25 protein-coding genes and 1 pseudogene are annotated in these 14,967 nt (G+C 44.5%); 15 read left to right on the forward strand and 11 right to left on the reverse strand.

Features of this window, described 5'->3' with window-relative positions:
- Nucleotides 1-151: 151 nt before the first annotated feature.
- The 7 genes from MiSe_RS41885 (at nt 152) to MiSe_RS41915 (ending at nt 5,329) form a co-directional block, all read left to right on the forward strand.
- The gene (locus MiSe_RS41885) at nt 152-466 is read left to right on the forward strand and encodes a hypothetical protein (RefSeq protein WP_226591988.1); all 315 of its coding nucleotides are present in this window, start codon (nt 152-154) and stop codon (nt 464-466) included.
- A 76-nt stretch (nt 467-542) separates the two neighbouring features.
- Entirely contained in the window at nt 543-1,124 is a 582-nt protein-coding gene (locus MiSe_RS41890) for a hypothetical protein (protein WP_226591990.1), read from the forward strand.
- Nucleotides 1,125-1,337: 213 nt separating this feature from the next.
- Nucleotides 1,338-1,637 (forward strand): type II toxin-antitoxin system HigB family toxin, encoded by a 300-nt coding sequence (locus tag MiSe_RS41895; RefSeq protein WP_226591992.1) that lies wholly within the window; start codon nt 1,338-1,340, stop codon nt 1,635-1,637.
- Nucleotides 1,621-2,025: a helix-turn-helix domain-containing protein gene (locus MiSe_RS41900; RefSeq protein ID WP_226591994.1), complete on the forward strand. Its 405-nt coding sequence runs from the start codon at nt 1,621-1,623 to the stop codon at nt 2,023-2,025. Before MiSe_RS41895 ends, MiSe_RS41900 begins: the two co-directional genes overlap by 17 nt.
- A 403-nt stretch (nt 2,026-2,428) precedes the next feature.
- Nucleotides 2,429-2,767, forward strand: a complete 339-nt coding sequence (locus tag MiSe_RS41905) for a CU044_2847 family protein (RefSeq protein ID WP_226591996.1) — start codon at nt 2,429-2,431, stop codon at nt 2,765-2,767.
- On the forward strand, nt 2,751-4,295 hold the full coding sequence (locus MiSe_RS41910) for a S1 family peptidase (RefSeq protein WP_226591998.1): 1,545 nt from the start codon (nt 2,751-2,753) through the stop codon (nt 4,293-4,295). The genes MiSe_RS41905 and MiSe_RS41910 overlap by 17 nt, the downstream gene beginning before the upstream one ends.
- A gap of 212 nt (nt 4,296-4,507) precedes the next feature.
- Complete coding sequence (locus MiSe_RS41915; protein ID WP_226592001.1) at nt 4,508-5,329, forward strand: hypothetical protein; 822 nt, start codon at nt 4,508-4,510, stop codon at nt 5,327-5,329.
- A gap of 126 nt (nt 5,330-5,455) precedes the next feature.
- Here the strand turns inward: MiSe_RS41915 and MiSe_RS41920 are convergent, their stop codons facing one another.
- A complete protein-coding gene (locus MiSe_RS41920; protein ID WP_226592003.1) occupies nt 5,456-5,821 on the reverse strand; it encodes a helix-turn-helix transcriptional regulator in 366 nt (121 codons plus the stop codon).
- A gap of 447 nt (nt 5,822-6,268) precedes the next feature.
- On the opposite strand from MiSe_RS41920, the gene MiSe_RS41925 reads away from it, so the two are divergent.
- Nucleotides 6,269-6,469, forward strand: a complete 201-nt coding sequence (locus MiSe_RS41925; protein WP_307731642.1) for a hypothetical protein — start codon at nt 6,269-6,271, stop codon at nt 6,467-6,469.
- 95 nt (nt 6,470-6,564) lie between these two features.
- Here MiSe_RS41925 and MiSe_RS41930 read toward each other — a convergent pair whose 3' ends face one another.
- The 6 genes from MiSe_RS41930 to MiSe_RS41950 form a co-directional block, all read right to left on the reverse strand.
- On the reverse strand, nt 6,565-6,789 hold the full coding sequence (locus tag MiSe_RS41930) for a DUF6887 family protein (RefSeq protein ID WP_226592005.1): 225 nt from the start codon (nt 6,787-6,789) through the stop codon (nt 6,565-6,567).
- Nucleotides 6,786-6,962, reverse strand: coding sequence for a DUF6888 family protein (locus MiSe_RS53300; RefSeq protein WP_373873008.1), 177 nt, complete (start codon nt 6,960-6,962; stop codon nt 6,786-6,788). The genes MiSe_RS41930 and MiSe_RS53300 overlap by 4 nt, the downstream gene beginning before the upstream one ends.
- Nucleotides 6,963-7,087: 125 nt before the next feature.
- Nucleotides 7,088-7,411, reverse strand: coding sequence for a nucleotidyltransferase family protein (locus MiSe_RS41935; RefSeq protein ID WP_226592007.1), 324 nt, complete (start codon nt 7,409-7,411; stop codon nt 7,088-7,090).
- A 29-nt stretch (nt 7,412-7,440) separates the two neighbouring features.
- On the reverse strand, nt 7,441-8,061 hold the full coding sequence (locus tag MiSe_RS41940; RefSeq protein WP_226592009.1) for a Uma2 family endonuclease: 621 nt from the start codon (nt 8,059-8,061) through the stop codon (nt 7,441-7,443).
- Between the two features lie 114 nt (nt 8,062-8,175).
- Nucleotides 8,176-8,406, reverse strand: a complete 231-nt coding sequence (locus MiSe_RS41945; RefSeq protein ID WP_226592012.1) for a helix-turn-helix domain-containing protein — start codon at nt 8,404-8,406, stop codon at nt 8,176-8,178.
- Nucleotides 8,407-8,652: 246 nt separating this feature from the next.
- Nucleotides 8,653-8,808, reverse strand: a complete 156-nt coding sequence (locus tag MiSe_RS41950) for a hypothetical protein (protein ID WP_226592014.1) — start codon at nt 8,806-8,808, stop codon at nt 8,653-8,655.
- Between the two features lie 180 nt (nt 8,809-8,988).
- On the opposite strand from MiSe_RS41950, the pseudogene MiSe_RS41955 reads away from it, so the two are divergent.
- From MiSe_RS41955 to MiSe_RS41965, 3 genes and pseudogenes are all read left to right on the forward strand, one after another.
- A pseudogene (locus MiSe_RS41955) lies at nt 8,989-9,317 on the forward strand (nucleotidyltransferase family protein).
- Nucleotides 9,318-9,390: 73 nt separating this feature from the next.
- Complete coding sequence (locus MiSe_RS41960) at nt 9,391-9,636, forward strand: UPF0175 family protein (protein WP_226592018.1); 246 nt, start codon at nt 9,391-9,393, stop codon at nt 9,634-9,636.
- A gap of 154 nt (nt 9,637-9,790) precedes the next feature.
- Nucleotides 9,791-10,351 (forward strand): sugar O-acetyltransferase, encoded by a 561-nt coding sequence (locus MiSe_RS41965; RefSeq protein WP_264196928.1) that lies wholly within the window; start codon nt 9,791-9,793, stop codon nt 10,349-10,351.
- A 674-nt stretch (nt 10,352-11,025) separates the two neighbouring features.
- Here MiSe_RS41965 and MiSe_RS41970 read toward each other — a convergent pair.
- A complete protein-coding gene (locus MiSe_RS41970; protein WP_226592020.1) occupies nt 11,026-11,832 on the reverse strand; it encodes a pentapeptide repeat-containing protein in 807 nt (268 codons plus the stop codon).
- Between the two features lie 5 nt (nt 11,833-11,837).
- A complete protein-coding gene (gene ccmP / locus MiSe_RS41975) occupies nt 11,838-12,476 on the reverse strand; it encodes a beta-carboxysome protein CcmP (RefSeq protein ID WP_226592035.1) in 639 nt (212 codons plus the stop codon).
- Between the two features lie 177 nt (nt 12,477-12,653).
- On the opposite strand from ccmP, the gene MiSe_RS41980 reads away from it, so the two are divergent.
- Both MiSe_RS41980 and MiSe_RS41985 read left to right on the forward strand, forming a co-directional pair.
- Nucleotides 12,654-12,875, forward strand: coding sequence for a hypothetical protein (locus MiSe_RS41980; RefSeq protein ID WP_226592022.1), 222 nt, complete (start codon nt 12,654-12,656; stop codon nt 12,873-12,875).
- A complete protein-coding gene (locus tag MiSe_RS41985) occupies nt 12,872-13,177 on the forward strand; it encodes a hypothetical protein (RefSeq protein WP_226592024.1) in 306 nt (101 codons plus the stop codon). The genes MiSe_RS41980 and MiSe_RS41985 overlap by 4 nt, the downstream gene beginning before the upstream one ends.
- 415 nt (nt 13,178-13,592) lie before the next feature.
- Here the strand turns inward: MiSe_RS41985 and MiSe_RS41990 are convergent, their stop codons facing one another.
- Nucleotides 13,593-13,844 carry a hypothetical protein gene (locus MiSe_RS41990; protein ID WP_226592026.1) on the reverse strand — a complete coding sequence of 84 codons (252 nt, stop codon included), beginning with the start codon at nt 13,842-13,844 and terminating at the stop codon, nt 13,593-13,595.
- A gap of 116 nt (nt 13,845-13,960) precedes the next feature.
- Between MiSe_RS41990 and MiSe_RS41995 the strand changes: the two genes are divergently transcribed.
- Nucleotides 13,961-14,209 (forward strand): helix-turn-helix domain-containing protein, encoded by a 249-nt coding sequence (locus MiSe_RS41995; RefSeq protein ID WP_226592028.1) that lies wholly within the window; start codon nt 13,961-13,963, stop codon nt 14,207-14,209.
- Between the two features lie 30 nt (nt 14,210-14,239).
- The gene (locus MiSe_RS42000; protein ID WP_226592030.1) at nt 14,240-14,491 is read left to right on the forward strand and encodes a helix-turn-helix domain-containing protein; all 252 of its coding nucleotides are present in this window, start codon (nt 14,240-14,242) and stop codon (nt 14,489-14,491) included.
- Here MiSe_RS42000 and MiSe_RS42005 read toward each other — a convergent pair.
- The gene (locus MiSe_RS42005; RefSeq protein ID WP_226592032.1) at nt 14,477-14,686 is read right to left on the reverse strand and encodes a hypothetical protein; all 210 of its coding nucleotides are present in this window, start codon (nt 14,684-14,686) and stop codon (nt 14,477-14,479) included. The two genes, MiSe_RS42000 and MiSe_RS42005, sit on opposite strands and share 15 nt — an antisense overlap.
- Nucleotides 14,687-14,967 lie beyond the last annotated feature (281 nt).

Here is a 14,967-nt window from a genome sequence, read left to right on the forward strand (position 1 = left end):
CAGAAGAAGCCAAAGTATTTTATGAAAAACTCGACAAGATTCTGTTAGAAACTAAAGGCGCTGAAATTTACGGTTTGGTTGAGTTGCTGGATGCGCTGGGGTATCGGATTGCGATCGCACCCAAGTAAATTAATTTTATATCTGGAGCAATATGCTTCCAACCATACCAAAAATATCCATCAAACCTGGATACCGTCCCCAGTCAGATGATAAAACTCCTGAAGCGGACGCAATTGATTTTTACCGACTGCGACAACTCACTAATTCCCAACGGTGGCAAATGGGGGCAAAATTAACTCGTTGGGCAAAGACTTTATCCCTACGCGGGATGAGAAAAGCTTGTCCATCAAACTACCAAGAAAAATTTGCTCAATCCGTATTAGGTAGCAAGTGGTCACCAATTTTAACCCCCACCAATGATATCGTTGACCGTTGCATCGGAATTACGACCTGTAGAGGGAATTAGCAATTAGCAATTAGCAATTAGCAATTAGCAAGAAAGCTAATTATTCCGATGCAACCGGATTTGATATGACTCATCTATGTGGACGCAAGACCCCAGCGAAATTGCCAGACTGTTGCACCCAATTTTTGGATCGCTAGGTATTCCTTATTACATTACAGAAGGGGTTGCGGCTTCTGTCTATGGCGACCCTAGAACCACAAGAGATTTAGATTTAGTAATTGAATTAAATCGGGACAATATTGCTCAATTAGTTGAGGCACTAGAAACGGCTGGTTTTTATTGTCCTCCGGGTGCAGTAGAAGACATTCAAAATGGCAGAGGCAGGGTGTTGAGCGTGACTCACATGACTTTAGTATTGAACGCCGATATTGTGCTGAATGCGGATACCGAATTCGACCGATCTAAAATGGCAAGGAGACGATTAGAAGCGCTGTACGAAGCTGGAATCGAACAGTTTTGGATAGCTGATCCTGAAGATATTGTATTGGCAAAACTGCTGAGGCGTCAACAGTCTCAATCGCAAAAACAATGGACTGATGTTTTGGGAATTCTGAAAGTACAAGCTGATAATTTGGAGCGGGGTTACTTAACAGAGTGGGCTGAAAATTTGGGGTTGATTGATGATTTGAATCTAGCTTTTATTGAAGCTGGGATTTGATGCGTTCACGTTCGCGTAGCGGCGCGGATGCGCTTAGTGTGCGCGCCCTAGCGTATCGCATTCTGTAATTCCCAGGAGAGGGATCGCCGTAAGAGTTATCCATCAAAGCAAGCCAAGGGCAGGCAGGCTGCCTACCCCACAATAGTTTTTGGAGAGGTATAATATATAATGACATGAATTTAGACATCTAGAAAATACCAGAACGATCGGTAAATGCACGTTATCAGTCGGAAAAAATTAAGAGAATACTGCCAAAGTCACGCTGATTCCTGCGAAGCGCTCGATGACTGGTATAAAATTGCTAGTAAAGCAGTCTGGGCTAATCTTGTTGAAGTTCAAGCTGTTTATCCCAAAGCTGAGGCAGTGGGAAATTTTACAGTTTTTAATATCAAAGGAAATAAATATCGCTTAATCGTGAGTATTAATTACGAAAAGCAAATTATCTATATAAAATACATTTTAACTCACGCCGAGTATGACAAGGAAACCTGGAAAAATGACTATTACTTTTGATGCAAATCTTTACAGCAGCTTGCTCTGTAAATATCAGCCTCGGATTATCAAAACTGAAGAGGAAAACGAGATATTTTTGGAGAAAGTTGAAGAATTACTCTCTCGTTCAAATCTGACTCCAGAAGAAGATGCGCTGCTAGAACTGCTGGTAAAACTGATTGAGGATTTTGAAGATAAGCACTATCAACTTAATACTTCAACGCCACAGTCAAGGCTGCTTCATTTGATGGATGCTCGGAGTCTAGAAGCAGAGGATTTAGTAGAAATTATTGGTTCGAGTGAGGCGGTATTTGAGGTAATTAACGGTCAAGTAGAGATCGATAAGAAACAAGCTGAGGCTTTGGGGAAGTTTTTCCACGTCGATCCGGGGTTGTTTTTGTTTAATTAAGCGGTATGCCGATCGCACGCTGCGCGAACGCATTCTCGAATTCCCAGCAGCGCGATACGCGCTAACGCGCACGAATAGAGCGATCGCTTCCAAATAGATTGATTTGGCGAGGGTGGGGTGGGAGCGATCGCATCCTGGGTAACACAGAACCAGATATCAGCGAAGTACTAGCTTAAGCCTTTCTTTGGGTTCCAGGTGGGTTGTGTGTGCGACTCACTGATAAAATTACACTATAGCGGTTTGCAGCCGGATGAGGTACACCTTCGTTTGTGTAGCGGCATCCTTAAGGATGCCGCTACACAAACGAAGCGAAAACGCTGTACCTCACTCACTTGCAATCCGCTGTAAGAGAAAAGAAGGGGCCATCTGCCACATCTTCCCAAACAAGATAACGAGGTCAAGTGTGAAGCGCATAGTTGAATTTCCTTTAGAAAGCGGCGGCTCAATTCTTATAGAAGTGGACGATCCAGCATCAACTGATAGTCGCATCGGTCTAGGTAATAAGGTGGCGAAAAATGCTCAACAGACTTTTGAGTCTGCCCTAGAAAAAGTCAAGCCTTTAGCTAACGCTATTCTAACTAAGGTTCGTGGTCTGAACGAGCCTGCTGACGAAGTTGAGGTCAAATTTGGTATAAAGCTGAGTACTCAATTTGGGGCGGTTATCGCTTCTGGAAATTCCGAAGCCAACTGTGAAATTATTCTAAAGTGGAAGCGAGAGTCTAACAATGACCAAACCCCTTGAGTCATCGCTTGCCAGAATTTACTCAAAATCGGGAGAAGTTATTGGTGCTGGGTTCTTAGTTACGGCGAAGCATATCCTTACATGCGCTCATGTAGTGGCGGATGCACTGGAGATTGAGAGAGAAACTGTTGAAATTCCGGATGCAGAAATTACTTTGGACTTCCCGATGTTAGCACCCCAACGGTTGTTCAAAGCAAGAGTTGTTTTCTGGCGACCAGTTGATCCTACAGAGTTGGAAGAAGATATTGCTGGATTAGAGTTAGAGAGTCTTCCCCCCAATGGATTTCGCTGTGTGCGATTGGTGACATCTGATGACTTGTGGGGACATCCTTTCCAAGTTTTGGGTTTTCCAGCAGGTCAACCCAATGGTGTTCCAGCTTCTGGTGTGTTACGCACGCGCAATGCTAAAGGTTGGGTGCAGCTTGAGGATGTGAAACAGACTGGTTATGCCTTACAACATGGTTTCAGTGGTGCGCCTGTGTGGGATGACGAACTACAGGGTGTAGCAGGAATGGCTGTAACGGCGGAAATAGATCAACCAGAGGTGAAAGGTGCGTTTATTATTCCTGCTACTCAGTTGGCTAAAGCTTGGCCTAAATTGAACCAGCAGGTTATTTATCCAGAAATTTGGAGACCTGTATATACCCAAGCTAAGCATCATGTTGAAGCAGGGTCTATTACTATAAATCAACAGGAAATACCAAGAAATCACTATAACTATGGCTTTATAGTTGATAGTGTCAATTATAAAGAATTGAGTGATGCAACTAGGGTTTATAGTCTTAATGTGTTCAACAAGGGCTACGCTGATGGAGTGATTGAGAGCCGCAGTCAACATGGTGAATTAATCGAGATTCGAGGAATTGAAGGTGTAAGAATTCCAGCTAAGGTTTGGGAGTTTGGGGTGCAATCAATAGAAAGGCTGTGGCGGCTTTCCACAGAAGGATATGACTTTCTCGATCCAAGAAATTCATTAGGTAACTCACATAAAACGGAAGTAAGAAATATAACAGTTCCTCCAGGCGGCATCCTGAAACTCACGAAAATAGGCGAAAACGCTCTGGTTTATAACCAAGCAACATTTTTGTCCGGCTTATTTTTTAAATCACCAGGCTTTTCTGGACTGTTAGCTCTTTGCGAAAAAATTCAAAAAAAGCACATTGGAAGCTTTGTAAAAAGTGAAATTTTTCGAGACTTAATGAGAGAAAATCTCAGCGTACCATTAGATGAGGCTACAAAAATTTTTGTAGCCTCAAGCTGGGTTGACAATCAAAAATTAGAAGCTTTGAAGGAAATATGTGAAGTAATGAGGCAAGAGAATATAAATGCTAGCAATTTCCTGGGAAATACTTTAGGGAATATGCTCAGGATTACAGGTTTAGAAATGCTCAATTTTCCCTTGAACGTTACTGAAGATTTCGTCAAACGTAGCAACGGATTTCTCCAGTGGCTCGATTGGGAAAGAGCGCAAATAGTAGAGGGAACACAAGGGGCACTGTTTATTGAATATTTGCCTCGTTCCAATTAGTTAAGAAGCAGAAAGTACGCCCTGCTAATCATACTTTTCCTGCCACGAATATCAGGCGATTGGATAACAAGGCATTCTGACTTAGCTGATAACCCTCTTTTTTAAGATTGACAGGTAATGTGAGCATAAAATATGAATTAAATGGGATGAAAAAATGAGCCATAAAAAGCAAAGGAGTTGATCAAACTATAATCAACATACTGGAGGGTAAAATGAGAGATAAACAGCCAGGAAAAACCAAGACAATCATCTACTTAATTATTTCCGCGTTTATTTTTGGTGCATTAATTGCATCTGGAGTTACTTTCGTACTTCTAAAAGGAGGTTATTTAGCTTTAAACAACTCTACTCCACCACCCATTCCAACGCCGACTCCATCACCCACTTCATCACTCATTCCCACACCGACTCCATCACTCACTCCGTCATTAGTTCAGCCTGTCCCAACTCCAACTGGGAGTCAAAACATTAGTCCGCAACCAACTGAATCGCCTCAGTTGGGCAATGAAGTTACTCGCCAAGGAGAAAACAACAATAACGAACTTCCTGGATATTTTCCAGAAAAAGGATTTACGGCGCCTCCTTCTGACCTGAGTCGGTTCAAAAAAGCTAATTTATTGCTCAAAGACATGGTAATATCTGGTGATAATTATATAAATTTTGTCAAAGGATCAATATTAATTAGCGGAAAGCTATATTCACCCGTATTTCGCTTAAGAGGAGACACAAACGAACAACGAGTTGGTTTTCAACTAGATGGTTCCCAAAAGGGGTTACTCCTACAGTTTGGTCAACAAGATTTATCGGCTGGAGATACCAACTTAACTTATTTAGTAAGAATATCAATTGATGGAAAATTGCTTTGGGCTGGAGAGTGTAAATACGGGCAAAATAATCAAATTATATCTGTACCTCTAGGTATACCTGGAGCTACAAGTTTAGTGATTGAATACTCTATCACTGAACAGGGAGGTTTTTATTCTTATAATTCTCCTCCTTTGTATTTCACTAGGGCTGAGTTGTTGTACGAATAATGGCAGGCAATCTTAGCGCTTGCATATTGCACTAAATAAAAGAACGATCGCGCCTCCTCCCCCCTCAAGTGCGATCGCACCACTCCCGCCGACTGTGAAAATGAAGCACCGATCGCTACCTCAACCCTACTCAAGAGCAGAATCTCTCCCCATCGCAGCAACTAACTCATCAAGACTGCATTCGAGAATCTCTGTTAAACGCTTAGTTTGAGCAAAAGTGTAGCGTGGCCCATCTTCCTCCGTCGAGGTTTCCCTTCCCGTCGCTGCAATCAGTTCATCAAGAGAACATTGCAACCCATCAACTAACTTCTTAGTCTGAGTCAAAGTCAAGCATGGCTCGTGTTCTCCTCTCTCCCACGCACTCACAGTCTTAATCGTCACGTCAAGAATATCAGCCAGCTTTCGCTGCGTCAGACCAGCGCGCTGTCTCAGTTGTGCCAGCGTTAGTCGCTCGTTGTTGTTAATTTGTCGATCGTATTTCTTTTCTATCATCTTATAGGTGCGTGTACACGGTACGTGTATATAGCCCTAGACCAGGAAGACACACAAAGGAAAGACAGCTGAGAAAGCCGCAATTTTGCTATTGAGCTGCCCGATTGAGTTGTTTGACCAGAACAAAAAGTGTAATTGCCTAGAGGGATTTCGCCATCTGGGCAATCGTTGTCCTGTCCATTATTAACAGATTACCGATGAATAATATCATGTCCGGTTGATTAGTTATTGTACAATTTGATGGTTGTAGGGGCACGGCATCCACAATATTTTGCTTTTGTAAACAACATTGAAGGTGCCGTGCCCCTACGCCTAATTATCAGCAATTAACCGGACATGATATAAATCCAAAACGACACACCGCGATCGCGATCCGCAAATCAACCAAACAACCCACAAGCATCACCCGGAAAGTCCCATGAACTACTTTGACTCTCTGCATCGTTGGTGCATCATCCGCCCAATGCCCAACTTGCAATCCCCGATATCGCCCGGTTTCGCCGCCGCAGCGACGCTGAAGCGCATCTGCAAGTTCTCCGGCGTCTGATTCCCAATGTCACATATCAAATTATTTTCGATGTGCCGCTAGAACGCACTGATTTGACACCTGACTGCCGATCGCCAATCCTAGGGACACGGCATCAATAAACATTGTGGTTTATTGAAAAATATCTAGATTGCCGTGCCCCTACTGTGCTGATTATTCAATCGGTGTTGTAGGGAAAAGATCAGATAATCAAGCACTAAACATCAGAAGCTCTACCTTCCTGTTTGATTTTTTCCACTCTTTCAAGGATTTCAGCAAAGCGCGAGGGGTCTTGCAAATCCTCGATGGTTCCCCGTGCCAAAACAGGCTCATTAGCCAGCCTATCCATATAAGCATGAAAAGCTCGTTCATCATCCCGATGTTCAAGCATATAGGCACGAAGTTCTTTCCGACTCATTTGCTCAAAGTTTGGTTGTGTCATAGGTACTCCCATTCGCCATTACGGTCAATCACGATTTCTGTTTCCTCTCCAGCCAAAATGTATATTTTGTCTATGCGCCTATCCAGGCGCACCACGAAGATAGGGCGATAAAAGTTGGTTAACCGCTGGCAGATAATAAAGCAAGTTAACGCCTGTGCTGCGGTAGGCAGAATCGCTGCTCCTGTACAAAAATTGCCATACTATCAATTTACACCATTACGGTTTTAGTACGAGCGATCGCCCTTTGGCACATGCACAGGAGCGATCGCACATTTCAGTAACAACCTCTTCTGGGTCACTAAGATCGCGGGGCTGCATAAAACACCTCCGCCGAACTAAGAATAGCTTGACGGCGAATATAATTGTGGCTGCGTTCTATTCCCCGACGGCTGACTAAATCTACCTTTCGACCAAAAATCACCTCTAGCTCATCTTGCATATCTACACGATCGAACAAGGTGTGTTGAGAATTTGGCTCAAAAGTTACCAAAATATCAATGTCACTATCTGGGCGAAAGTCATCCCGCAACACCGAACCAAAAAAAGCTAATTCCGCGAGCTGCCAACGCTGGCAGAAATCAGCAATTTTATCTCTGGGAATTTCAAGATTTTTTACCAACATAAAGTTGCCTCTACTTTTTTAGTTACTAACTACATTGTAACTGAACGCCCTGCGGCAAAAACTTGTTCTGCCGTCAGTCGCAACTGGGTAAAAACTGAGGAAACAAGTAAATTGTTGCCTTGAAATAACTGTTTATCATACTCATCCTCGACCAGATTGCAAATTGTGATGGTTGGCTGTTTGGGTTTGCCAATATATTCTCTACCACCAACGCCAAGAGCATCGACAATCCAATATTCAGCCACGCCTAACAGTGCGTAGTCCTCAACTTTACGGGCGTAGTCGTTCTGCCAGTTGGTGCTGACAACTTCAACTATCAATTTGATTGAGGTTCCTAAAGTAATTACAGGTTCTTGTTGCCACAACGGCTCATCAATCAGCCGAGTTCGATCCAACACAATTAGAGCGGGGCGAAAAGCTGTTTCTGTACCTAAAAGTTTGAGCAAGCATCGGTGTGGGATAAAGTAAGTTGCATCCTGGCGATCGATCTCGACATTGAGTTTGCGCCCAATAAATGCAGACACCTGCTCATCGGGTCCCGTTGGTTCCATGTCGATTAATTCTCCGTCAATTAATTCATAGCGAGCGCTATCGCCATATTGCTTAATAAATTCATCAACCGTGAGAGTTTTTAGTGCCGATATAACCATTGCTATAGTTCCTCATGGTTTTACGTTTTCCTAGATGCAAAGTGATTTTTTTAACTATCATCTAGTGACTGGGAGATTATAGCGCGATTCTTGCGGATAGCTTCCCTAACGCACTCACTCATCAAAAGAACCATCCCCAAGCAATTCCAACAATTCATCCCAAGAACAGCCAAAAGTTTCCTTAATGCGGCTAACTGGATCTATTTCTATCTTCGCCATTGGCTGCATGGCATAACGGCGAACGGTAGTGTATGTGACACCAGAACGTCTGCTTAGTTCGTTAAGGCTCCAGTTCCGCTCCTCGCAAAGCTCTTTAACTCTGATTTTTACTCGATACATACTCATTAGCTTATGAGTATTTCAGTGTCAGGACTAGAACTATCGCACCTACGTATTCATAAATATGTGTTGACATGTATGCGCTAGCGCTATAACATCAGTAAATAAAGTCAAAAGCCAGCGCCTCGACCTACCAAGTTTCCGCGCTGGCTCTGGCTCCCTTATGCAATGGAGATAAACCCATTATGACTTACAGAGAGTGCCTCAAGCCTTGGGCGATTGCCCGTTTGCTTCCCAATTTGCAATGGGTGATTATCGGACGATACCGCAGTCGTTCGGATGCCGATGGACATCTTCAGTTATGTCGTCAGCGAGTCCCCAATATCCGATTGGAAGTTGTGTTTGCTCTGCCTGATAGCACCGATCTAACACCTGACTGTTGATAACCAATCCGTAGGGGCACGGCATTAATAAATATTTTGGTTTATTGCAAAATCTAGGCTGCCGTGCCCCTACAGTGATGATTATTCAATACGTGGAGCGCTGAAGGATGCGATCGCATATCCTCAACATAATTTGGTCGTATATGCGATCGCCCACATGAAATTTGTAGAATAAGGCAACAGCAGCATCGGAGGTATCTCAATGATGTCAGCGGAGATACAAACTATAGTTGAGAGAAGATTGGGAGTTTCGCCACAAACGATCGCCGAATTTTGTCAGCGTTGGCACATAATTGAATTTGCAGTATTCGGTTCTGTTTTGCGGTCATATTTTCGTCCTGATAGCGATATTGATGTGTTAGTGACCTTTGCACCAGAAGCTAAACGGGGTTGGACTGAAACCCTACAAATGCAAGAAGAATTGAAAGCAATGTTCGCCCGTGAAGTGTCAAGACAGCCCTGGAAAAAAGCCAGAACTGGTTGCGACGCCAAACTATATTAGATTCAGCAAAAGCAATCTATGCCGCACGATAACGAATCCTGGCGTAGCGTGCCCGAGTCATATCGCTTATCCTAAACGTAGAACCCTCTATCGACCAAAGAAACCATGAGTATTGTCATTTCAGATGAAGTTTTGCAAGCAGTCCAAATGTCTGAGGCTCAAATGCTACAAGAAATTGCGATCGTGCTGTTTCAGCAAGAGAGATTTACGCTAGGACAAGCAAGTCGTTTTGCTAGAATGAATCAACTTCAGTTTCAAAGATTACTTGCCAGTCGCAAAATTGGGCTTCACTACGATATTGCCGAACTGAGAGAGGATGTAAAAAGCCTAGAGGCAAATGGTTGGCGATGATTGTAGTTAGTGACACATCGCCTATCAATAATCTTGCTGCTATATTAATCAAGGATTTTGGGTTCGCCAAGAATTATATGCAGAGGTCTTGCAGTTAGCTGGCGAATAGCGATCGCTTATTATAAAATCAGAACCTTTAAGCGACTACAAAAACGTGGAAAAAACCGAAAAACAGAAAATGCTCGCTGGCGAACTTTATCTTGCTGCCGATGCCGAATTAGTCGCACTTCGCCAGCAAGCACGCCTTCTTGTCAGAACTTACAACAATACAACTGAAGCAGAAACCGAGATGCGAATCCAACTCCTTAATCAATTATTTGCCAAAGTTGGATCTAATGTTGAAATAGAGCCGCCTTTCCACTGCGACTACGGCAGCAATATTTATGTATGTGACAAATTATACATGAATTTTGGCTGTGTAATTCTCGATTGCAATCAAGTCGAAATAGGCGATAACGTCCTCTGTGGGCCATACGTTCAAATTTACGCCGCTTACCATTCTACATCACCCGAAATACGTCTTTCTGGTAAAGAATTAGCGGCTCCTGTCAAAATTGGCAATAATGTTTGGATTGGCGGCGGTGCGATCGTTTGTCCCGGCGTCACCATCGGCGACAATACCACAATAGGCGCTGGCAGTGTAGTTGTAAAAGATATTCCTGCAAATGTTATTGCAGTTGGAAATCCCTGCCGAGTGATTCAAGATTTATCTTAATTAATCTATAGCTTGCACCAGTTGCCACAACCCGACGGGGAATAAATTCCCCGTCTAATAACGCAAGTTGCTAGTTATAAACTTTGGCGTTGCTAATGGCTAATTGCTAATTGCTAATATAGGATTTTTACCAATCGATCCATTAGCCTCGTGACCACGGATCTGCCTGGTCACGCCATTAGCCGCTCCCAGAGAGATAACTAGCAACTTGAGTTAATAGCTAAAGTCGGATAAATCCGACTAGAAAAGCTCAGGACTTACGCAATCATATGATGTCCGCCAAATCACCCATAATTAAAACTCAGAGCGTCACCGTGTCACCGCGTCACCGCGTCATATCGTTGACCGTTGCATCGGAATTACGACCTGTAGGGGCTTTTCTTGCAATTAGCAATTAGCAATTAGCAATTACCAAGAAAGGCCGATCATTCCGATGCAACCGGATTTGATATCATTCCTAACTATGGGTATTCAAGCGGACATGATATCAGAGGTCATCACCTTTGTTTCGACCTATATCTCTTGTTTTTAAATCAACGATTTTTCAGAGAAACAAAGGTGATTTAGTCCACTTAAGTGGACTTTCGCTATTAGCCAGCGATTTTAATCGCTGGCGGGCTAAAAGCGTAGGCGCAAGATCTTAATTAACCCAGTCCTTTTTCTCGCATTTGATGCTAATCCTGAATTGTGCCATCAGGCATTTTTGTATGTTGCAAGTACGCGCCTGTCAGGTTCGCTTTGTGCAGTTTTACGCCTCTCAGGTTAGCGCCTCTCAGGTTTGCTCCGGCGAGATTCGCAAAGCTCAGGTTAGACCATTTTAAGTCAGTTCTACTCAAATCCGCCTCGCTTAAATTCGCCCGCACTAGGTAAGCGCCGCTCAAGTGAGTTTCACTTAAATTAGATTTTTGCAAGTTAGTTTTGTAAAGGTAAGCTTGGCTCATTTCGGCTTCGTAGAGATTTGCCTCACTTAAATCCGCACCAATCAAATTAGCTGCCATTAAATTCGCCTCGCTGAGATTGGTTCGGGTAAGCTTCGCAGCACCCAAATCTGCCCCTCTCAAATTCGCGCCTCTGAGGTTAGTTCCTATTAAGTTAGATTCACTCAAATCTGCCCGTTTGAGATTCGCGCCCAAAAGGTCAGATCCAATCAGGTTAGCCCCACTCAGAATCGCGTCTGTGAGGTCAGCGTAGCTCAAATGGGCGATGCTGAGGTTAGCAGCGAAAAGGTTCGCTTCGCTGAGAATAGCTTGGTGCAAGTTTGCTCCGCCCAACTCGGCGTTGCTGAGGTTGGCTCCTACGAGTAAAGCATTGCTCAAATCTGCCTTTCTCAGGTTCGCCCCTTGCAAGCAAGCGCCTTTGAGGTTCCACCCTTGCAGGTTAGCGTAGCTCAGATCTGGTTGTATATCGGGGTTTTTGTTTCTCCACTCGATCCATTTGACCCCACCTGCTTCTAGTAGGGCTAGATGCTCGAAATTTGCCATTGTCGTTATTCCTTTCGCCCGCTAGGATTTTCTCGACCAATTACGCTTTCAATTGCTGCTAACGCACCCGCTGCACCCGCTAGAATATCTCGTTCTGCTCCCCCCAAGTAAACGCGCCCGAAGCTTCCGATCGGCAAAACATCCAAAATGTTAATCGCTGCGGCTTTTTCGGCTTCGTTGGCGGCTAGGGCGGCATAAGCGGCTGGTTCTACTTCTAGGACGTAAAGCGTTTGTCCGGCTAAAATTAACTGCCCCCGCCGCCCGCGATTGATTAGTTGAGTTTGGTAGGCGTCGATATTGCGGATAATTTGGCTGGAGATGACGCGGGGTTTGAGACATTCTTCTCTACGTACTCCCAGCGTCGCCAATATTGCTTGCCCCGCCGCCCGCACTTCGCCTTGGGAACTGGAATGTACTTCTAGTAAACCGTACAGTCGTTCTACTACTTGCACCGCCGGACGAACGGAGGCAGATTTCACCGCTATATCCGTTATCCGGTTAATTTCGATACCGGGTGAGATTTCGATCCAGAGGGATGTATCTCCCGGTAATGGCAAGAACCCTTGGGCGACTGTTCCCAGATAGGCTGCGTATTGCTGTTGCAAGCTGTCTATATATACATAGCTGCGTAGTTCTACACCCAAGGTTTGCTCCGGAGATACCGCAAGATCTGAGTTTACCGCAATCGAAGGGCTAAAGCCCCTACTACGAACCGCAGGGGGTCGCTGGTTCAAACCGATTTTCCTGGTAGCATCTCAGTACTGCTACCATGACACCTCTACTGAAGTAAACTATTTGTGTAGCGTGAAAATAGAGGTGTTATGGTAGCAACCAATTTCGTGGCAAGCAAATTACCGAGAGTAGTTGTATACATGGAGCCAGAGCTAAAGGCTGCTGGCGAGAAACTGGCTAAAAAGCAGCGACGATCGCTTTCGTCTTTGATATGCGTTCTTTTGGAAGCAGCCGCAAAGCAGGATGAAGATGTCAGGGAAGAACTGGAACGAGTTAATACCACCAGCATCAATCGGGAGAAGCAATCATGACCACCAGCACGAACGGTGACAATCAACCCTTTGAACAACGACTGGAGTCAATAGAATCGCGCCTCGACAGATTAGAGGGAGAATTTCGCGATCAAGCTGGATTGCTCCTAGACGGTCTTAGAGCGCTATCGGCTCAAACAACTTTCCTTGCCAACCGACAGCAGCAGCTTGCCGAAACGATGGTACAACTGGCTCGCAACGCTGAAGCTGACCGAGCCATCATCCGGGAAAACCAAACTGAAATCCGCCGGATCTGGGAATACCTGCTCAGGCAGTCAGGCAACGGTCAGCAACCAACCTGAAAGCTTTCTCAAGAAACGTAAGCCGTTTGAGACTCCTGAAGTTTCAAACGGCTTACGTTTTTCCGGACAATGTGCAACCTACCTAAATCCCTTTTAGGCATTGATATCATGTCCGGTGGATTACCCATAATCAGGAGCCGCGGCACGGCATTATTAACGTTATCTGTTTGTCCGAGATATTTATGATGCCGTGCCCCTACGCAACGACTCTGTGAGGTTTTTTTATTATGGGCAATTCAACGGACATGATATGAAACTAAGAGTGTCCTGACGATAGTGGAGGTATCGATAGCGTTGCCACCTGCTACTACGAAGGGCGCGATCGCTCTTACTCCTTCCTCGTCCGAAAAATATTAACGCACCACAAAAGACACAGAGAACGCAGAGATACAATGCGATCGCGCACCACTGTCGCTCAAATTTGATCTTGCGATCGCCGCCGCATCAATATGCTAATCATCTCGCCTTTGTTGCGCGTTGGCACTAATTTACTCCACGCCCCTACTTCGGCAAAACCCACTGCGTGCAAATTGCGAATCACGCCTGTTATCCACTCTTTTGTACCAATCAAAATCATCCGATTGGCTGGAATGCCGGAAGCCGTTAAAGCCTCAATCGTAGCTGCATCAAGGGTTTCATTAGCATTAGCGGGTAGATTCTCTGACATTTTGATTCACCTAATTTCTATAGGGACCTATGTTGACAATCGTCTACAAAGTTTTAGCCTACCGTAGACGATTGTCAGCATTTACTTGGTCATAGCCCTCTGACACTATGGGAGGCATGGCAAGAGCAGGTAAAGCACTAAGACAGGTACTTGAAACTTACGGCATCAGTCAAAATCAACTGGCAGTAGCGATGGGGATAGGACGATCTAGCATTAATCGGTGGGTTAACGAAAGCCGAGATCCTGCGGCTGAAGCAGTCCTGGAGATTATTGAAGGGTTAGAAAAGATTAACCAGGCGGCGGCTGGTGATTTTCTAGCCCTGTATCTGGGGCGCAGCGTTGACGAGCTGGATGACCAAAAATAGGGCTATAGCAACCCGCGCAACATTGTAAGCATGGGAAGGGCAGGCAAAGCACTCAGACAGATACTAGACACCTACGGCATCAGCCAGAACAAACTAGCTGGGGCGCTGGGAGTTAAACGTTATGTTGTTTTTCGCTGGTTTCACGAGCAAACAGATCCCAACGCCGAGACAGTTGCAGAAATCGTCAAAGTGTTGAAAGAGATTGAGCCATCGGCGGCTGAAGAATTTGTCAGGCTCTACTTGGGTGAGATTATTACGGGTGATAGTTCACTCAGAGAATAGTCCATCTGCTTTGAGTTGTGCTTCTACGGCTCGTCGGATGTATTCCTGGCGATCGCTCATTGAGCGCAAGACTTTATCTATATCTTCGGGGAAGCGGATTGAAAGTGCTTGCCCTAACGGTCTGTTTCCATATCTGGGTTTTTGTTGCGCCAAGAATGCTTCTGTCTTGACTGGATTGGGGTTACCTTTTGCCATTAATATTACCTCCTAATTCTTAATATAATCCGCCGTACACCGGGAAAAAGCCGGATTTATCCAAGATTTATCCGTCGTGTACGACGGTTATTATAGCTATAGCAACAGAGAAAGGAGCTTATAGATAGCTGCTGTTAATGTATGCAAATGTTTGAAAATGTCTCTATGATGGAGAGCTATAAGCCAGGATACTTTACGGGTTGAAGTCAGAGAAAAAGGTGATTAAAAATGCTGCTTTGCAAAAAGATAAAAATTATCATCAGCCAAACTGACGCTCAAAC

Source organism: Microseira wollei NIES-4236, assembly GCF_020521235.1.
In the GTDB taxonomy this organism is placed as follows: Bacteria; Cyanobacteriota; Cyanobacteriia; order Cyanobacteriales; family Aerosakkonemataceae; genus Microseira; species Microseira wollei.

Coding starts and splice junctions, on each gene's coding strand:
- MiSe_RS41895 (WP_226591992.1), top strand. CDS start 1,338: ATGCACGTTATCAGTCGGAAAAAATTAAGAGAATACTGCCAAAGTCAC.
- MiSe_RS42005 (WP_226592032.1), bottom strand. CDS start 14,686: ATGGCAAAAGGTAACCCCAATCCAGTCAAGACAGAAGCATTCTTGGCG.
- MiSe_RS41940 (WP_226592009.1), bottom strand. CDS start 8,061: ATGGTTATATCGGCACTAAAAACTCTCACGGTTGATGAATTTATTAAG.
- MiSe_RS41985 (WP_226592024.1), top strand. CDS start 12,872: ATGACCACCAGCACGAACGGTGACAATCAACCCTTTGAACAACGACTG.
- MiSe_RS41950 (WP_226592014.1), bottom strand. CDS start 8,808: ATGCCGTGCCCCTACGGATTGGTTATCAACAGTCAGGTGTTAGATCGG.
- MiSe_RS41945 (WP_226592012.1), bottom strand. CDS start 8,406: ATGAGTATGTATCGAGTAAAAATCAGAGTTAAAGAGCTTTGCGAGGAG.
- MiSe_RS41935 (WP_226592007.1), bottom strand. CDS start 7,411: ATGTTGGTAAAAAATCTTGAAATTCCCAGAGATAAAATTGCTGATTTC.
- MiSe_RS41885 (WP_226591988.1), top strand. CDS start 152: ATGCTTCCAACCATACCAAAAATATCCATCAAACCTGGATACCGTCCC.
- MiSe_RS41970 (WP_226592020.1), bottom strand. CDS start 11,832: ATGGCAAATTTCGAGCATCTAGCCCTACTAGAAGCAGGTGGGGTCAAA.
- MiSe_RS41995 (WP_226592028.1), top strand. CDS start 13,961: ATGGCAAGAGCAGGTAAAGCACTAAGACAGGTACTTGAAACTTACGGC.
- MiSe_RS41915 (WP_226592001.1), top strand. CDS start 4,508: ATGAGAGATAAACAGCCAGGAAAAACCAAGACAATCATCTACTTAATT.
- MiSe_RS41900 (WP_226591994.1), top strand. CDS start 1,621: ATGACTATTACTTTTGATGCAAATCTTTACAGCAGCTTGCTCTGTAAA.
- MiSe_RS41990 (WP_226592026.1), bottom strand. CDS start 13,844: ATGTCAGAGAATCTACCCGCTAATGCTAATGAAACCCTTGATGCAGCT.
- MiSe_RS41980 (WP_226592022.1), top strand. CDS start 12,654: ATGGTAGCAACCAATTTCGTGGCAAGCAAATTACCGAGAGTAGTTGTA.
- MiSe_RS42000 (WP_226592030.1), top strand. CDS start 14,240: ATGGGAAGGGCAGGCAAAGCACTCAGACAGATACTAGACACCTACGGC.
- MiSe_RS41910 (WP_226591998.1), top strand. CDS start 2,751: ATGACCAAACCCCTTGAGTCATCGCTTGCCAGAATTTACTCAAAATCG.
- MiSe_RS41890 (WP_226591990.1), top strand. CDS start 543: ATGTGGACGCAAGACCCCAGCGAAATTGCCAGACTGTTGCACCCAATT.
- MiSe_RS41930 (WP_226592005.1), bottom strand. CDS start 6,789: ATGACACAACCAAACTTTGAGCAAATGAGTCGGAAAGAACTTCGTGCC.
- MiSe_RS41960 (WP_226592018.1), top strand. CDS start 9,391: ATGAGTATTGTCATTTCAGATGAAGTTTTGCAAGCAGTCCAAATGTCT.
- MiSe_RS41920 (WP_226592003.1), bottom strand. CDS start 5,821: ATGATAGAAAAGAAATACGATCGACAAATTAACAACAACGAGCGACTA.